We start from the raw sequence: 16,995 nt of genomic DNA on the forward strand, positions 1-16,995 counted from the left end.
TGGCTCGGCGGGGCGGGCGGTCGTCCAACCCATCGCGCGGCCCGCCCGCCCCGCTCGGCATTTCCGTCCGCGCGTCCGGAGAATCCGGAACGTGCCCGAACTGACGCGTACGCGCTGCATATCCGCTGTTTGCCAGCGGTAGTAGACACCTTGGTGGCAGTCTGCTCAACAGCAGATACGCAAAGTGGTAGTTACAGGCAGGCAGCCGGAGGTGCACGTCCCGTGGCGTCCAATGTCAATCCCACCGTCAGGCGACGCCGGCTGGGCCAGGAGCTGCGCAGGCTCCGCGAGCTCAAGGGCATGACGGCGGAGGAGGTTGCGGAGCGGTTGCTCGTTTCGCAGTCGAAGATCAGCCGGCTGGAGAACGGGCGCCGCAGCATCAGCCAGCGCGACGTCCGCGACCTGTGCGGGGTGTACGAGGTCGAGGACCAGCGGGTCGTCGAGTCCCTGATGGAGATGGCCAGGGATTCGCGGCAGCAAGGCTGGTGGCACGCGTTCGGGGACATCCCGTACAGCGTCTACATCGGTCTGGAGACCGACGCCGAGTCGCTGCGCGTGTACGAACCCCAGCTGGTCACCGGGCTGTTGCAGACCCGGGCGTACGCCGAGGCCCTGGTGCAGGGCGCGTTGCCGGAGACCTCCGCCGCCGACATCGAGAAGCGGGTCCAGGTCCGGATGCGGCGACAGGAACGTATCACCGCCGAGCACAACCCCCTGCGCCTGTGGGTGGTGCTCGACGAGGCCGCGCTGCGCCGGCTCGTCGGCAGCAGGCTGGTGATGCGCGAGCAGCTGGAGTACCTGATCGAGATGTCCCAGCAGCCGCACATCACCGTCCAGGTGCTGCCCTTCGAGTGCGGCGCCCATCCCGGTCTCAACGGCCAGTACGCGATCCTGGAGTTCGCCGACGCGGCCGACTCCAGCGTCGTCTACCTGGAGGGCGTGACCAGCGACCTCTACCTGGAGAAGGCCCACGACGTGCAGAAGTACGCCGTGATGTACGAGCACCTGCGTGCCCAGTCGCTGAACGTCGAGCAGTCCCGGCAGTTCATCGCCGACGCGGCCAAGGAGTACGCCCGCTGAGGAAGTCGCGGACTGTACACCGGAGCCACGGTCCAGCGGAAGTCTCCAACGGAATATGCCACCCGGTCGAGTGAACGGGTACTCCAGGCGGGGAAGTTGGCTAGTAGCGTCGATCACGCCAACCAGTCGGAAAGGTTGGCGTGAATCGCACTACAGCAAGCACCACAGCAACTCGCAACAGGAGTGGACATGGCACTGCTTCAGGGCGCCACGGAGACGTGGACGAAGTCCTCCTATTCCGCAGGGAACGGGGCGTGCGTCGAGGTCAAGTCGCCGACGACCGCGGGACTCGCCGTACGCGACTCCAAGGTCGAGGAGGGCCCGGTCCTCGCATTCCCGGCCGGCGCGTGGAACGCCTTCGTGACCTCGGTCAAGGCGTAGGGGGCATTCCCTGACCCACCGCTTCACGCTCCCGACAAACACAACTGCACGGCCACAACTGCACAAGCGTCACCCGGAGCCCTCTCGACCAGCCCGCCGTCCTTGCCGAGGGGGCTCGGCTTGTGCCCGCCCCCACCGGCCGGCTCTCACCGCACGGGGAACGCGACGTCGCACACCGGATCCTGCGGTCCGGCCGCGTCCCAGTCCGCGAAGTAGACCTCCCGGCACGGGCCGTCGTATGTCAGGTCCTCCCGCCCGGCGATCCACCGCTCCACCGCCTCGAAGGCCGCCAGGATCTGCGGATGCGCCACCTGCGCCTTGCTGATCCGCGTGTACGCCAGCGTGCGCGCCGGCTCGACCCGTACCGCCGTCTCCCAGGCCCGCCCGTGCCGCTCGGCCCAGGCCCGGGCCGCCGCCTCGTCCGCCACCGGGACACAGGCCTCGGCGGGCCCGTCGCTCTCCATGGACACCTCGGCGTGGTACACGACGAACGGCGCCCCGGTCACACCCCCGCACTCCCGGGCCGCCGCCTCCAGCCGGCCCAGCGAGGCGCCGATCCAGGCCGGCAGCTCGTCCGCCAGCGTGTGCCGCGTCTCGGTGATCACCACCTGGGCCGGCACCTCGACCGTCTGCACCGTGAACGTCCCGTACATCTCCGTACTCCCTCCGGACAGCCGTCCACGGAGGTATGCGGCGAGCGTCCGCTGCCCGGCGACCCGCGCCTCGACGTCCGCCCAGTAGCCGGTCAGCAGCCCGGCGGCGGTGTCACCGTCCGCCGCCTGCGCCGCCTCGACCACCTCGGCGATCCGGGCCAGCGGCATGTCCAGCTGGCGCAGCAGCGCCACCAGCCGGGCGCGCTCCACCTGGCCGGCGCGGTAGTACCGGTAGCCGGTCACCTCGTCGACGTGCGCCGGGGCCAGCAGCCCGAGCCGGTCGTAACGGCGCAGGGCCTTCGCCGAGAGCCGGGAGCGCGCGGCGAACGCGCCGATCGTCAGCAGCTCCTCGTCCACGACGTCCACCATGTCCTCCACGGCCGCATCCTCCGTCACCGGGCGGATCCGTTCCGCCCGGTGACCAGGACGCTCGTCCCTGCCCCAGGGGCAAGGTCAAGCCGCGACCGGACCCGCGGTCAGGCGAGGGCGGCCTCCACCGCCGCCACGACCTCCGCGGACTCCGGCTCGGTCTGCGGCGCGAACCGGGCGACGACCTGGCCGTCCCGGCCGACCAGGAACTTCTCGAAGTTCCACCGGATGTCCCCGGTGTGCCCCTCGCCGTCGGCGAACCCGACCAGACGCTCGTAGAGCGGGTGCCGGTCCGCGCCGTTCACCTCGACCTTCTCGGTCATCGGGAAGGTCACGCCGTAGGTCGCCGAGCAGAACTCGGCGATCTCCTCGGCGCTGCCGGGCTCCTGGCCCATGAACTGGTTGCAGGGCACGCCGAGCACGGTGAAGCCCTGCGCCGCGTACCGCTCCTGGAGCTTCTCCAGGCCGTTGTACTGCGGGGTCAGGCCGCACTTGGAGGCCACGTTGACAATGAGCACGGCCTTGCCGCCGTAGCCCGGCAGACCGGCCGAGCCGCCCTGCAGCGCACCGATCTCCACGTCGAGCACGGACCCGCTGTTCTCAGAAGTCGTCATACGCGGATGCTAACTCCGCCGGGTGACCGTCCGGGTTCCGGCCTCGACCAGCGCGTCCCCGGCCGCCGTCCGCCCCCGCCGCACCGACCGCCCGGCCCGCCGCCGGTCCACCAGCCCCGCGTCGAGCTGCACCCGCGGATGCCGCCCGGCGGAACGGGGGCCCCGACCGGTCACCGCCGTCAGCCGGGTGGTGCTCGGCGGGGCATCCGGCAACACCGGCACCTCGGCCACCGGCACCACGCCGGACGCGGCCGGCACCCCGCTGACGCCAGGCGTGGGCGCCGCGCCGACGGGCTCGGTGGTCCAACCCACCTCGCCCGCCGACGCGACGACACTCGCCGCGGCAGCGTCCCTCGCGGTGCCGCCGGCGCTCGCTACGGCCGCTCGACGGGAGCGGACGGCTCCGCTGCCGGCACCTCCGGCGCCGTGAGCTCCCCGGCCGGCCCGAACTTGTCGGCGACGGCGGCGATCTGCTCGATCCCGGCCTTGAGCGCGGCCGACCCGTCCGGCCCGTCCAGTTCGCGCTCGTTCTTCTCGACCTCCTGGTCGAGCCGCTTGGTCGCCCGCTCGAAGTAGCGCAGCAGCTCGACCGGGAAGGGCATCACGAGCGTGGAGTTCTTCTCGGCGGCGACCTCGACGACGGTCTGCAGGAGGCGCAGCTGCATCGCCTCCGGGGTCTCCGACATGATCCGGGAGGCGTTGGCGAGCTGCTGCGCGGCCTGGAACTCGCCGTCGGCCGTGATGACCCGGGCCCGGCGCTCCCGCTCCGCCTCCGCCTGCCGGGACATGGACCGCTTCAGCGACTCCGGGAGCTGTACGTCCTTGATCTCGACGCGGTCGATGTGGATGCCCCACTCGGTGGCCGGGCTGTCGATCATCAGGGCGAGCCCCTCGTGCAGCCGCTCCCGGTCGGTCAGCAGGTCGTCGAGGTCGCTCTTGCCGATGATGGAGCGGAGCGAGGACTGGGCGACCTGGCCGACGGCGAACACGTAGTCCTGCACCTCGATGGCCGCGCGGACCGGGTCGGTGACCCGGAAGTAGACGACGGCGTCGACCTTCACCGAGACGTTGTCCTTGGTGATGCCCTCCTGCGTGGGCACCGGCATGGTGACCACCTGCACGTTCACCTTGCGCATCCGGTCGGCGAAGGGGATGAGGAAGGTGATCCCCGGCCGCCGGAAGTCCGGCAGCGCCTTGCCCCAGCGGAACACGACCCCACGTTCGACCTGGTTCACCACCCGCATCCCGCTGCGCAGCACGAGCAGGGCCGCCACGACCACCAGTACGACCCCTACGACGGCGCCGTCCATGGGCACACACTCCATTCTCGACGTGATCCGGACAAGAATCCGGACAAGGAAGAGGACACGTCCGGGCCCGGCCGGGATGCGGGTGCCGACGTCAGGAGTGCGTAAAGAAAAGAAGAAGGAAAAGAAGGGCTGACCGGGCACCCGGCGGCGCGGCCGGGGTGCCGTCCGGCGTGCGCGCACCCTCACCCGGATGGGCTATGATCAATCCAGAGCTGGTCGGCCCGGTACGGTCCGTCCGGTACTGCGTTGGTGGTCCAAGGAAAGACGCCCCGCTTCCTGCGGGGAAATGCAGGTGCAAGGCCTGCCCGGCGCTCCATCCCGAGGCCCGTCCACATCGGACGGGCCTCGTGCGTTGCCCGGGGCCGTCAGGTCTCCGGCCCCCACCACTCCGGCCCGCCGCCCCGCCAGTCGATCCATGGCGCCCGCGCCACGTCCGCCGGGTCCACCTCCAGCCCGGCCCGGCGGAGGAACTCGGCGACGTCGGTCAGGTTGTGTGCCAGCCCGAGGATCTCGCCGTCCACGCGCACGCGGCGGCCACCCGTCGGCGACGGTGGCTGCACGGTCACCCGTATCGGTCCGGACATGCCTTCAGGATCATCCGGGACATACGGTCCCGCACTCCAGCCCGCCATCATCCGAGCCCCCTCAGCTCCCCAGGTCCCGCAACTCCCGCCACGCGGCGGGGCTCGGCCGCCGCTGCCGCCAGTAGGGATGGAAGTACACCTCCACCGACAGCCGGTACAGCCGCCGCCGCACCTCGGTACGCCCGGGCCGCACGGCGAGCTGCCGGTAGGCGGCGCTCCACTCCTGCTGCGCCCGGGCCAGGTCCACGGGAAACGATCGCATGACTGAATTCAAGCACGTGTTCGATTTTTGAGTCTATCGAGCGCCGGCCGGCTGTCGGCTGGTCGGCGGTGCTGTCGGTGATCCGTAGGCGATGTGTCGGGGGCCGCTGGAACCGTGGGGCCGAGCCGTCCTGCCGGGCGGCTGCAGTTGTCCGTGACAGCAAGGGAGCCCCGCCGCCATGTCGTCCAACCCCTCCACCCCGCCCTGGGATGTCCGACGGCTCCCGCGTGCCGACGGCAGCGTCTTCCTGGTCACCGGCGGCAACGCCGGCATCGGGTACTTCGTCGCCGAGCAGCTGTCCGCGACCGGGGCCACCGTCGTCCTGAGCAGCCGGAACCCCGCGAAGGCCGAAGCCGCCACGGCCTCGATCCGCTCGCGGGTCCCCGGCGCGCGGGTACGTACCGTACGGCTGGACCTCGCCGACCTCCCGTCGCTCGGGACGGCGGTGGAATCACTGGACCTGGAACACCTCGACGCGGTGGTCCACAACGCCGGCGTCGCGCTCGACGATCCGCCGCGCCTGGAGACCGGGGACGGTCACGAGCTCATGTTCGGCACGAACCACCTCGGGCACTTCGCGCTGACCCACTGGCTGATGCCCCTGCTGTCGGCCGCACCTGCGGCCCGGGTGGTGACCATGGGCAGCTTCGCCGCCAGGTCCGAGCGGCTCGACCTCGCCGACCTGCAGTCCCGGAGGGACTACCGGCCCAAGCGCACCTACGGACGTTCCAAGCTGGCGCAGATGTACTTCGGCCTCGAACTCGACCGGCGCCTGCGCGCGGCCGACAGCCCGGTGGCCAGCGTGGTGGTCCATCCCGGGGGCGCGCTGGACTCCCTGACCTCCTCCCGACCGCCGGTGCAGGTGCGGACCGCCGGTGCGCGTCTCCGCGGCGCACCGGCCGCCCTCCTCGTGCAGGGCAAGCACGACGGCGCCTGGCCCGCGGTCCGGGCCGTGCTCGACCCCGCCGTGCGCGGGGGACAGCTGTGGGGACCCCGTGTCTTCGGCCTGCGGGGCCGCCCGCGGAACGAACCCGTGTGGGCCCACCTCACCGACGCCTCCGTCGCAGCCCGCCTGTGGGACACCAGCCGCGACCTGACCGGCGTCGATCCCGCACCCCGCAGCGCCCCGTAAGGGGCGCGCGGGCATGCGCGAACAGCGACGAAAGGCGCCGCGGCCGACCGACGGCCTGCTGCGGCGCCGCCGCGAAACGCTCGGTGCTCAGTCGACGTCCACCGGACCGTCGTCCGACTTCCGCCCCTTCCCGGTGGGCAGCTGGAGCAGGCTGCTCCCGCCGCCGTCGCCCGCGCTCTCCCCGGAGCGGTGGCCCTCGGGGCGCCGGCCGTCGGAGTCCTGGCCGCCCAGGTTCTGCCGTACCGAGTCGAGGATCGTCAGGCCCTGGGACACCAGGCCGGCCGCGAGCTCGCCGAGGCCGTCCGCGCCGTTGAGGACGTTGACGTTGGCACCGGCCAGGCCGCCCGCGGCCTCCTTGACGATCTGCGGGAGCTGGTCGATCAGCATCCGGTCCAGGGCCACCCGGTCGTACGACGCGGCCGCCTCCGCCTGGATCTTCATCCGCTCTGCCTCGGCGGCCGCCAGGATCCTGACCCGCTCGGCCTCGGCCTCGGCGGGCTTCACGACCTCGGCCACCAGCTGCTCCTGGCGCAGCTTGGCCTGGCGCAGGGCCAGCTCCGTCTGGGCGGCGAGCACCTCCTGCTGGGCGTGCGCCTGCGCCAGCGGACCGGCCTGTGCGGCCTGTGCCTGGGCGCGGTCCACCTCGGCCGAGTACTCGGCCTTGACGATGGCGGTCTGCCGGGCGTACTCGGCCTGGTTGCGGGCCGCCGCCTGCTCCGCCTCGACCGAGGCCTGGGTGGCCTGCGCCTGTGCGATCTGCGCCTGTCGCTGGATGGCGGCCTTGTGCGGTGCGGACATCGCGTCGATGTAGCCGGTGTCGCCGTCGTCGATGGACTGGATCTGCAGCGAGTCGACGATCAGGCCGATCTTCGCCATCTCCGTCTTCGAGGTGTCCAGCACCTCCGCGGCGAGCTTCTGCCGCTCGGTGACGATCTCCTCGACCGTCATCGAGCCGATGATGGCCCGCAGGTGACCGGCGAAGATCCGGCCGGTCAGCACCGACATCTGCTCCTGGTCGGAGAGGAACCGCTGGCCGGCGTTGATGATGCTCTCGTGGTCGTTGCCGACCTTGAAGGCGATGACCGCGCGGACGTGCAGCGCGATGCCCTGTCTGGTCACACAGGTCTCGGTGACCTCGGACTCGCACATGGACAGGGTGAGGAAGCGGACCTTCCGTACGACCGGCAGCACGAACTTGCCGTGCCCCGTCACCACTCGGAACGGCGCGCCCCCCAGTCCCCGCCTGCCCCCCGAGATCAGCATCGCCTCGTCGGGAGCGGGTACGCGGTATCCGAACATTCCTGTCTCTTCTCAGCCGGCCTCGGCGGTGTCGCCGAGCGCGTCCAATGGATCCACCCACTCGATGACGCCGACCTCGCGGCATCCCCGTGATTCGATCACGAGCACCGTCGCACCGGCCGGCAAGGGCTCCTCGGACCAGGCGAGGAAGGTCTCCGAACCGCCCCTGACCCGCACCAGGACCTCACCGGGACCGGTGGACCCGCGGGTGCCGATGAGCACCTTCCCCGTGCAGCCGATCACGGCCTCGTCCTGCGGCATCACCGGCCGTCCTCCTCGTCCTGGCCCCATGATTCCGACGATAGACCCGATCCGTGCGGGACCCAACGGTCGGGGAGGACCGTCCTGCCCGGAACCGGATCGGAAGCGGTTGGAGGGTGCCGGCGGAAGCGGCCGGGGTGGTGTCGTGGACGGCGGTGAGGCCGGGCGCACCGGTGCGGGGCGCGGACGGCGGACGATGCCGCGAAGGGGGACGGACAGATGCGGAGCAGCCCGCCGGCCCGGGGGACACGTCCGGGCCGGCGCCCGGTCTCACCTTCGGCGTCAGTCGGCCGCGCGCAGGCCGAGCATCAGGTCCTCGAAGCGCCGCTCCACCGGGGCCAGATCGGTCCGGGCCAGTTCCTGGGGCAGGATGACGACGCGGAGTTCGGGGGTGAGGGCCGGGTGGCGGCGGCAGGCCTCGATGAACGAGTCCACGATCAGGGCGGCCAGCTGGCCCCGGTCCAGGTCGGTGACCCGGGCCAGGCCGGAGCCGATCAGCGGGACGGCGACCGGCTTGAACAGGCCGTTGACCGCGACCGAGGCCCACAGGTTCTCCAGGCTCAGCCGCAGGTCGGCGTGGTTGGACCTGGCCACCAGGTCGTTGCCGAGCCGCGAGTAGGCCGTGGCGAACACCCGGCGGCCCTCGACCGGCACCACCACGGTCGTGCCCACCGGGTAACGGACCCGGCGGCCCAGCGGCTTGGTCCGTACGGTCTCGGTGCCCACCGACCTCACCGCCCGCAGCCCCGTCCGCAGCCGGTCGTCCAGCAGGCGGCGCTTCCCGGCGAACAGCCGGTCGACGAGCTGGCTCTGCAGGCTCTCGCGGCTGATCACGAGGTCCTCGGCGGTCTCCGTGTCGAAGGTGTCGGAGAACCCGATCACCAGATTGCAGTCCGTCTGGTCGAACAGGTCGCCGCGCACCAGCACCACGTCGGCACGCTGACCCTCCAACGGCACCCGGTGCCGCAGCAGTTCGGCCCCGTGCCGGGCGCGCAGCTCCGCGCGCAGGGCGTCCAGGGTCCGCGCGGCCTCGACGTCGTCGGGATGCTCGTGGGTGATCAGCTCGGCCACCGGCAGGGCGAGTTCGGGCCGCCCCAGGTCGGTCTGGACGCGGACCAGTTCCCGGCGGGCCGCGTCCTGGAGGGCGGTCAGGCGGCGGACGAAGGGCACCGCGAAGCCCTCGCCGTTCACCTCGGCCAGTGGTCGGCCGCGGACCAGGGACAGCGCCTCGGAGAGCCGGTGCGCGGCGGTGGCCGGGGGTGCGAGCAGGGCGGCGTTCACGATCGCGGTGAACCGCGCGCTGTCCAGTTCCTCGGGCCGCAGCACCAGGCGGTAGGCGGTCTCCGGGCCCTGCACGGTGACCTGCTGCTCGGTGCGCAGGACCGCGGTGCCCGCGCTGTCCTGGCCCAGGGCGCCGGGGGCCAGTGCCCGCCGCAGCTCCAGGACCCGTTTCTGCACCTCGTTGCGGTTGCGCTGGTCCAGGTGGCGCGGCTCGTCCGCGAGTCCCCACACGTCGCGCCGGAGCTGCCGTACCGGCACCGCTTCGCCGCCGGCCGCCACCAGGCGGACCAGCAGCCGTACGGTCAGCGGCGTCAGCCGGACCGGAACCCCGTCGACCTCGAGCTGGACCGGGCCCAGTACCTTCACCCGGATACGTGCTCGCGCACCGGCCATCCGCGTCGCCCCCCGGCGGTTCAGCGTCACTCTGCGTCAGCCATAGTGACTGAAAGATTATCATGATGTCTTGGGGATTCCATGAGTTCGGGTGATTCCGCCGGACTGGCCCCGATGGACCCGATACGGCCCCGGAACCCCTTCCGGCGTGGTACAAGGCGCGCCCGGCAGGTCTTCCTGCGCGACACGATGGTGGCGTTCGGGGGGCTGTCCGCCGTGTCCCAGATCGTGGGCCCGTTCGTGCCGTACAGCGCGTCCGGCCCGGTCGTCGGGCTGTCGGTGGGCGCCTGCCTGGGCTGGGGCCTGCTGCGCTCCCGACCGGCGGTCCGGGTTCAGCAGGTGTTCCGGCGGCCCGACATGACGGTGGCCGTCGAGGCGGGCGACCTGTTCGACCAGCAGGCCCACCTGGTCGTCGGCTTCTGCGACACCTTCGACACGCTGTCGGCCGGCGGCCGGGTCATCAACGGCGACAGCGTGCAGGCCCAGCTGCTCGACCGCCGGTACGGCGGCGACGTGGACCGCCTGGACGCGGAGCTGGCCGCGGCGCTCGCCGCGGCCGAACCGGTCGCGCGGGAGGAGCGGGCGGACAAGCCGCTCGGCAAGCTCGACCGCTACCCGGTCGGCACGGTGGCGGTGCTGGGCACCCGGCCGCGGCTGGTGTTCGGCGTGGCCTACAGCCGGATCGGCAACGACTACGTGGCCGCCTCCGGCGTGGAGGACCTGTGGCGCGGCCTGGCCGGGCTGTGGGACGCGCTGCGCGCGCACGCCCAACTGGAGCGGGTGGTCATGCCGTTGACGGGGTCGGGGCTGGCCCGCCTCGGCCATCTCGACCGGGACAGCCTGCTCCGGCTGGTCCTGATGTCCTTCGTGGCCCGCTCCCGGGAGGCCCCGATCTGCCGTGAACTGCGCGTCGTCGTACGGCCCGAGGAGCTGGAGGGCATCGACATGCGGGAGCTGGCCGCGTTCCTGGCCGCCCTGGCGTCCGGCCCGGAGCGGTAGCGCGCGGAGGGGGGCGAGGGCCACCGGCCCTCGCCCCCCTCCCGTACGGCCGGTCAGGCCAGCCGGCGATAGGCCGCCAGGTTCTCGAAGTACGAGGTGTCACGCCAGTCCGGCCGGGTGTCGTCCAGGTCGCACTCGGCGCCCTTGAGCCGTTCGACGATCTTCGACACGGCGGTCTCGGAGCCGTCGAAGCGGATCACGTTGCGGCCCCCGAGATCCGCGGCGGGCCGCACCTGGCCGACCTCCACGATGATCGTCCGCTCCGGGTAGGCCATCAGCGCCATGCCGAGCTCGATCAGCACGTTCTGGCGGGGCTGACCGGTCAACCGGGTCTCGTGGGGCGGCTCGTGGTCGCCCAGCAGGTGCGGGTGGAGCTTGGCGACGTCGTCCGGGGTGAGCAGCACCAGCGCCGCCTGCGCCTGGGACAGCGCCTTCTCGATGACCTCGCCGAGGAACGGCGCGGTCCCCCCGGTGCTCCGCACCAGCCGCTCCCACTCCAACGGGCGCAGGTCGAGCCGGCGCAGCAGCCCGAACATGGCCGTGCGCACCTCCTCGTCGCGGCCGTGCACGACGAAGACGCTGCGGCTGCGGCCGTAGTCCGCGCGGGCCTGGGCCGCGCGCGCCGCCTCCTGCTCGGCGGACGGCCCGTCCTCCTGCGGGGTGTTGTACACGTTGTACCCGAATCCGCTCTGCCGGCCGCCGAAGAAGTTCTGGCTCTTCTCGCCGCCGGTGTTCTCCCCGCTCATGGTCACGCCCCCGCTTTTCCTGACGAACCGCCGCTCGACGGCTGGTAGTTGTACCCGAAGTTGCTCTGCCGGCCGCCGAAGAAGTTCTGGCTGTTGTCGCCCAGCAGGATGTTGGTCTGCGCCCGGTCGTGCTCGGCGAGGTCCACGTCGTGCTCGTCGAGGAAGGCGCGGATGTTCTCCAGCAGCCGGCGCTCGACGACCTGCATGTACTTCACCGCGTCGGACTGCTGGAAGAAGTGGTGGTAGGTGTCGCTGGTGGCCAGCTCCCGGACGCTCGCCAGCGCGCCGCAGTTGAGCCAGCGGTTGACGTACCGGCCCAGCCGGAACTCGCTGCTGTCCTCCACCCGGTCCGACAGCAGCAGCGCGGCCGTGGCCCGCCTGGCCCTCCTGATCCGCCAGGGCCGGCTCCACCGGGCCAGCCACGCCGGCAGGAACCGCTCGGGGACCAGCAGCAGCGGCCACATCCACAGCGTCACCCACCAGCGCACCAGGGCCGTGAACATGTCCCACGCCACCCGTACCGCCAGCCGTCCGTCGACGGCCGCGGGCAGCTGGTCCACCAGGTGGAAGTCCTCCACGAGCGGACCGAGGACGTAGGTGTAGAACTCGGTGTGCAGCGTGTTGCCCTTGAGGTCGAACCCGACGAAGACCGAGGTCACCAGCTCCTCGTTCCACGACCCGACGCGCACGCACAGGTACTCGCGGGCCGCGTCGTAGTCCTCCCGCCAGTGGATGCCGGGCAGGTCGTCCACGCTGGGCAGCCGGGACCAGCCGGCGCCCTGGGTACGGTCGTTGGTGCGGATCGCGGTGGTGTAGCGGCGCTGCTCGACGGTGAGCCCGTCGATCCGCTCGTCGGGGTGGGCCTCGTCGCGCAGGTCGGCGGCGAGCCGGGCGGCGACCTGGCTGGTGATCTCGTGCACGGTGAACGGCACGACCTGCCTGCGCTCGACCGTGTCGAGGTCGGGCGGGGTGCCGTCCGCGCTCTTGCGCGCCATGATCCGGGTCTTCGGGGCGCCGAGCAGCAACTGCGCGTTGGACCAGTCGCGCAGCGGCAGGCCCGCGCCGACGAAGGGCCGGTAGCCGCCGTAGAAGACCAGTCCGCTGCGGCCGGCCTGCTCGTGGTCGATCTTGCGGGCGAGGGCGTCGGTCAGCTTGGCGTGCGACGGGCAGGCGCCGTCGAAGCCGCCGTCCGGGCCGTTCTCCCGCACCCGTGTCATCAGGACGTGCAGGGTGACGATCCGGCGCAGGTAGGCCGCCGCCCAGGGCACCCAGCACAGCAGGACCACACCGAGGAACGGGTTGAGCACCCCGTTGCTGAGCAGCAGCAGGACCGCGAGGTCCACGCCGCCCGCGACCCCCCACTGGATGCGGCGCAACCGGCGCGCGGCGAGGGCGTGGGCGAGGACGGAGACGGCGTCGTAGCCGTAGGAGGGGGCGACGACCCGCCACCGCCTGTGGAGCAGTTCCCGGATGACGGCACGACGGTAACCGGGGTCGAGGTAGGTGCCCGCGGACAGCAGCCGGGTGGCTCTGGTCCGCGCGTACGCGCGCTGCACCGGCGGTTCCTGCGGCGCCGGTCCCGGCGGACGTGGGTCGATTGTCTGTGTGGCCATGATGGTTCAGCGCTCCGCTCGTGCGGGCGCGCCCCCGCGGGCACGCCCCGGTGGGTGTCAGCCGGTCTGGGTGGCCGTGCCGCTGGTGATCACGCCGTCCTGGACGGTGTAGGTGGCGTCGTACGACTTCGTCGTGCCGTCCGTCTGCAGCGCCTCGATGGTCACCTGCGCCTGGTCGCCCGTCACGGACTCGACGGTGACGGTGTCCTGCTCGGTGGTGGCGTAGCCCGAGACGAAGCTGTCGTAGTCGGAGTCGAGGTTCTTGCCGCCGAGGTCCCAGGCGGTCCGGTAGTCGTGGGAGCTGATCGCGGCGAAGTAGGCCGTGACGACGTCGCCGGGTCCGGTCGGAGTCGAGCTCGGGGTGGCGGTGGCGGTGGCGGTGTCCGCCGGGTCGCCGTAGGAGCCGTCGGTCGCGCTCGCCCCCGGGGTGTCGGTGTCGCCGTACGGCCAGGCGGAGGCCGTCGTCGGGTCGGCGTAGGCCGGCTGGTCGTCCGTACCGGCGGTGCCGCCGCCCGATCCGGAGGTGCCCGATCCTGAGGTGCCCGAGCCGAAGAGCCCGGAGTCGTACCCGGTGCCGGACGTTCCGGACGAGGAGCCGGACGACCCCCCGGACAGGCCGCCGATCAGGGCGATGAGCACGGCGAGCAGCAGGGGCGTGGCGATGACCACGAGCCCCCAGGTACGGGCGGGGCCGCCCGGCGGTATCAGCCCCGGGGCCTGGTAGGTGGGCGGCGCGCGATGGGTGGACAGCGGGTCGGGACGCCCGGCGGGCGGCGTCGGCTCTGCTTCGGTCATGGGGTTCTCCAGCGGTGACGGCAGTGCACCGCGCCGCGTCCCGGCCGCCCCCTGAACGGGCGGTGAACAGCGGGGCGCGGCAAGGCGGTTGACGCCTACGAGGTGACCAGTGCCGCCGCTTCCGTGGCCAGAACCGAGCTGCTTCCGATCCGCTTCCGGCCCCCTACCGCTCCCTTCGGACCACCACCGTCACCCCGCCGACCCCCCGTTCCCCGCCCGCCCCGCACCCGGCGCGGGATCCGGCCACCGGCTTCCTGCGGTTCCGCGCCGTGACGCGGCGGAGCCGGGCGCCGCGGGTGTCGTACCCGTGCGCCCGGCTCCGCCGGGGAGGTTGTGCCGGTGGGCGGGGGAGCCCGGCGTCAGCCCAGCGGTCCGGGCTGGGGGGTGTTCTGCTGCCCGGTCTCCTCGTGGGCGAGGTAGAGGTCGAAGCCGTCCTGGCCGGTGCCGTCCAGCCGGAGCGGGGCGGCGACCGGCGGGTAGCCGGAGGCGACCACCGTGTACTCGGTGCCGGGCAGGTCGGGGAAGGCGTACTCGCCGTCCTCGCCGGTGGTGCGGGAGGCGACCACGTTGCCGGCGGCGTCCAGCAGGGCCACCCGGGCGTCGGTCAGGGGCGAGCCGTTCCTGCCCCGGACGGTGCCGCGGACCGCGGCGGCCGGCGCGAGGAGGATGTCCTGGGCGGCCCCGGTGTCCCCGACGGTCACCGCGACGGCGGTGGGCCGGTGGCCCTCGGCGCTCACGGTCAGGACGTACTCCCCGGCGACCAGTTCACCGAGGCGGTAGCCGCCGTCGGCGCCGGTGACCGTGGAGTCCGCCACCTCGCCGAAGAGGTCGGTCGCGACCACCAGGGCGCCGGTCACCGGGAGGCCGTCGCCGGAGCGGACGCTGCCGGTCATACCGCTGGTGCCGGCCAGCACCAGGTTGTACTCGACCGGGGAGCCGCCCACCGTGAGGGTGGCCACCTGCGGCTGGCGCCCGGCGGCCGAGCCGACCAGGACGTACGAGCCGGCGCCCGGGACGGCCACCGCGTAACGGCCCGCGGGGTCGGCGACGGCGTGACCGAGCTGGCGCCCCGTCGGGTCGATCAACGTGACCACGGCGCCCGGCGCCGGCACCCCGTCGCCGGCCGCCAGGACCCTGCCGCTCACCGTCAGGCCGGCCGGATCCGGCAGCGGTGCGGTGGCCGGTGTCCGGGGCTGGACCAGGGGCACGGTCCCGGCCGTGCCGTCCTCCTCGAAGGCGGCACGGGGAGTGGTGTCCACGGCCTGTGTCTGGGCCGTCGGGCTGCCCTTGCGGTAGAGCACCGCCGCGAGGACGGCCGCCACGACGAAGAAGCCGGCCGCCCACCAGTAGGCGGTGGCGTAGCTGTGCAGCGCGGCGTCGGCCTTCACCAGCGGGGTCACCGGGTGGTGGTCCTTGACGTAGTCGGTGGCCGAGGTCGCCGCCAGGGTGGAGAACAGCGCGGTGCCGATGGAGCCGCCGACCTGCTGCATGGTGTTGGTGGTCGCCGAGGCGACGCCCTGGTCCTGCGGCGCGACGCCGAGGGTGGCCAGGCTCATCGCGGGCGGCATCACCATGCCGATACCGGCACCCATCATCAGCAGCGGTCCCAGCACGTCCGAGGTGTACGCCGAGTGCAGGTCGAGCCGGGTGAGCCAGACCATGCCGGCGGCCGCGAGCAGCGCGCCGACCGGGACGATCGGCTTGGCGCCTACCCGGGGCACCACGACGATGGTGGCCAGCTGCGCGAACACCATCAGCGCCCCGATCATCGGGAGGAAGGCCAGACCGGTCTTGACCGGTGAGTAGTGCAGCGTCTCCTGCAGGTAGTAGGTCAGGAACAGGAAGATCCCGAACATGCCCGCGCCGGTGACGAACACCGAGAGGTAGGCGGCCGCGCGGTTGCGGTCGGCCAGCACCCGCAGCGGCAGCAGCGGGTGGCTGGTCCGGGTCTCCCAGAACGTGAAGAGAGCGAGCAGTACGCCACCGGCGGCCAGGAAGGCCCAGACCATCCAGTTGCCCCACGGGTGGGTCTCGGCGTTGGCGAAGCCGTACACCACCGAGAACATGCCGCCCGCGGCGAGGACGGTACCCAGCGTGTCCAGCCGGGGACGCGCGGCCTTCACGGGCCGGCGGACGAACACCACTGTGCCGATCACCGCGACGACCGCGATCGGCAGGTTGACGTAGAGGGTGTACCGCCAGTTCAGGTGCTCGGTCAGCAGGCCGCCCAGCAGCAGGCCGATGGCACCGCCGCTGCCGGCGATCGCACCGTAGACGCCGAAGGCCTTGGCGCGTTCCTTGGCGTCGGTGAAGGTCGTGGTCAGCAGGGACAGCGCGGCGGGCGCGAGCAGCGCGCCGAACACCCCCTGGACCGCCCGGCCGACGATCAGCATCGTCAGGTTCTGCGAGGCGCCGGCCATCGCGGAGGCACCGGCGAACCCGATCAGGCCGATCAAGAGGGTGGTCTTGCGGCCGAAGAAGTCCGCGAGCCGGCCGCCGAGCAGCAGCAGGGAACCGAACGCCAGCGAGTAGGCGGTGACCACCCACTGCCGGCCGTCGTTGGAGAAGCCCAGGTCGCGCTGGGCGGACGGCAGGGCGATGTTCACGATCGTCGAGTCGAGCACCACCATCAGCTGGGCGAGGCCGATCACGGCCAGCACCATCCACCGGTGCGGTGCCTGGTGCCTGGCACCGCGGAGCGACGAGGACGAGGACGGGGCCGGTGCGACGCCGGCGTGCGCGTCGACGGAGTCGACGGAAGTGGATGACATGAGGGGGACTCTCCGGAAGCGAGTGGATCGTGTACTGGTGAGCACCGGAGGAATCACGGTGGCCAGGAAGTGCGTGAGGTGGCACCGATCAGCCGCGGTCTGCCCGGCCGCCGTCGGTGGAGCGTTGCCTTGCCGCACACCTCGTTCCTGAGCCCCGGGGCGGTGGGCCCACAAACTGATCGAAACCGTTTCGTACACTTGAGGCTAGGCATTCCGCGAGCGAAATGCAAAGCATTTGGCCGACGTCACATTCCGGTCTGATCGGCGTCGCGACGGGCCGGTCCACACCTTTGCTCTGGCTTTGCTCTCCCCTTGCCGCTCGAAGGAGAAAGGGGAGTTACGAGGAGCAAGGGGAAGGAAGGGAGGAAGAGGGGGAAAGGAGGGGGAAAGGAGCGGGAAGGGAGGGGGATCTTCGCCGGTCCCGCTCGGTGCCCGCCGGGGGCCCTCGTACG

At 72.1% G+C, this 16,995-nt stretch carries 17 protein-coding genes; 4 read left to right on the forward strand and 13 right to left on the reverse strand.

Annotated features, from left to right (window positions below; all coding sequences use genetic code 11):
- Positions 1-222 precede the first annotated feature (222 nt).
- Both AB0472_RS14780 and AB0472_RS14785 read left to right on the forward strand, forming a co-directional pair.
- Positions 223-1,080 carry a helix-turn-helix transcriptional regulator gene (locus AB0472_RS14780; RefSeq protein ID WP_093501737.1) on the forward strand — a complete coding sequence of 286 codons (858 nt, stop codon included), beginning with the start codon at positions 223-225 and terminating at the stop codon, positions 1,078-1,080.
- A 189-nt stretch (positions 1,081-1,269) separates the two neighbouring features.
- The gene (locus tag AB0472_RS14785; RefSeq protein WP_089102095.1) at positions 1,270-1,461 is read left to right on the forward strand and encodes a DUF397 domain-containing protein; all 192 of its coding nucleotides are present in this window, start codon (positions 1,270-1,272) and stop codon (positions 1,459-1,461) included.
- Positions 1,462-1,607: 146 nt separating this feature from the next.
- Here AB0472_RS14785 and AB0472_RS14790 read toward each other — a convergent pair whose 3' ends face one another.
- From AB0472_RS14790 to AB0472_RS14815, 6 genes are all read right to left on the reverse strand, one after another.
- On the reverse strand, positions 1,608-2,483 hold the full coding sequence (locus AB0472_RS14790) for a MerR family transcriptional regulator (RefSeq protein WP_366356959.1): 876 nt from the start codon (positions 2,481-2,483) through the stop codon (positions 1,608-1,610).
- A 107-nt stretch (positions 2,484-2,590) separates the two neighbouring features.
- On the reverse strand, positions 2,591-3,097 hold the full coding sequence (locus AB0472_RS14795; RefSeq protein WP_366356580.1) for a glutathione peroxidase: 507 nt from the start codon (positions 3,095-3,097) through the stop codon (positions 2,591-2,593).
- Between the two features lie 9 nt (positions 3,098-3,106).
- Positions 3,107-3,409 carry a hypothetical protein gene (locus AB0472_RS14800; protein ID WP_366356582.1) on the reverse strand — a complete coding sequence of 101 codons (303 nt, stop codon included), beginning with the start codon at positions 3,407-3,409 and terminating at the stop codon, positions 3,107-3,109.
- Between the two features lie 62 nt (positions 3,410-3,471).
- The gene (locus tag AB0472_RS14805; protein ID WP_366356584.1) at positions 3,472-4,407 is read right to left on the reverse strand and encodes a slipin family protein; all 936 of its coding nucleotides are present in this window, start codon (positions 4,405-4,407) and stop codon (positions 3,472-3,474) included.
- 365 nt (positions 4,408-4,772) lie between these two features.
- The gene (locus tag AB0472_RS14810) at positions 4,773-4,991 is read right to left on the reverse strand and encodes a hypothetical protein (protein WP_366356586.1); all 219 of its coding nucleotides are present in this window, start codon (positions 4,989-4,991) and stop codon (positions 4,773-4,775) included.
- A gap of 61 nt (positions 4,992-5,052) precedes the next feature.
- Entirely contained in the window at positions 5,053-5,253 is a 201-nt protein-coding gene (locus AB0472_RS14815) for a hypothetical protein (RefSeq protein ID WP_366356587.1), read from the reverse strand.
- Positions 5,254-5,431: 178 nt separating this feature from the next.
- On the opposite strand from AB0472_RS14815, the gene AB0472_RS14820 reads away from it, so the two are divergent.
- Positions 5,432-6,385 (forward strand): SDR family NAD(P)-dependent oxidoreductase, encoded by a 954-nt coding sequence (locus AB0472_RS14820; RefSeq protein WP_366356589.1) that lies wholly within the window; start codon positions 5,432-5,434, stop codon positions 6,383-6,385.
- Positions 6,386-6,472: 87 nt separating this feature from the next.
- On the opposite strand, the gene AB0472_RS14825 is transcribed toward AB0472_RS14820, so the two are convergent.
- From AB0472_RS14825 to AB0472_RS14835, 3 genes are all read right to left on the reverse strand, one after another.
- The gene (locus tag AB0472_RS14825; protein ID WP_366356591.1) at positions 6,473-7,684 is read right to left on the reverse strand and encodes an SPFH domain-containing protein; all 1,212 of its coding nucleotides are present in this window, start codon (positions 7,682-7,684) and stop codon (positions 6,473-6,475) included.
- Between the two features lie 12 nt (positions 7,685-7,696).
- Entirely contained in the window at positions 7,697-7,945 is a 249-nt protein-coding gene (locus AB0472_RS14830) for a hypothetical protein (protein ID WP_366356592.1), read from the reverse strand.
- 282 nt (positions 7,946-8,227) lie between these two features.
- Positions 8,228-9,619: a macro domain-containing protein gene (locus tag AB0472_RS14835; RefSeq protein ID WP_366356594.1), complete on the reverse strand. Its 1,392-nt coding sequence runs from the start codon at positions 9,617-9,619 to the stop codon at positions 8,228-8,230.
- 81 nt (positions 9,620-9,700) lie between these two features.
- Here AB0472_RS14835 and AB0472_RS14840 point away from each other — a divergent pair, with 81 nt between their 5' ends.
- Complete coding sequence (locus AB0472_RS14840) at positions 9,701-10,618, forward strand: macro domain-containing protein (RefSeq protein WP_366356596.1); 918 nt, start codon at positions 9,701-9,703, stop codon at positions 10,616-10,618.
- A 53-nt stretch (positions 10,619-10,671) separates the two neighbouring features.
- Here the strand turns inward: AB0472_RS14840 and AB0472_RS14845 are convergent, their stop codons facing one another.
- The 4 genes from AB0472_RS14845 to AB0472_RS14860 form a co-directional block, all read right to left on the reverse strand.
- Positions 10,672-11,364, reverse strand: a complete 693-nt coding sequence (locus AB0472_RS14845) for a nucleotide-binding protein (protein WP_366356960.1) — start codon at positions 11,362-11,364, stop codon at positions 10,672-10,674.
- A 2-nt stretch (positions 11,365-11,366) separates the two neighbouring features.
- Complete coding sequence (locus tag AB0472_RS14850) at positions 11,367-12,977, reverse strand: hypothetical protein (RefSeq protein ID WP_366356598.1); 1,611 nt, start codon at positions 12,975-12,977, stop codon at positions 11,367-11,369.
- Between the two features lie 57 nt (positions 12,978-13,034).
- Positions 13,035-13,772 (reverse strand): hypothetical protein, encoded by a 738-nt coding sequence (locus AB0472_RS14855; RefSeq protein ID WP_366356600.1) that lies wholly within the window; start codon positions 13,770-13,772, stop codon positions 13,035-13,037.
- A 359-nt stretch (positions 13,773-14,131) separates the two neighbouring features.
- Complete coding sequence (locus AB0472_RS14860) at positions 14,132-16,543, reverse strand: MFS transporter (protein WP_366356602.1); 2,412 nt, start codon at positions 16,541-16,543, stop codon at positions 14,132-14,134.
- Positions 16,544-16,995 lie beyond the last annotated feature (452 nt).

It is taken from the genome of Streptomyces sp. NPDC086777 (assembly GCF_040702065.1).
Classification (GTDB): Bacteria; Actinomycetota; Actinomycetes; order Streptomycetales; family Streptomycetaceae; genus Streptomyces.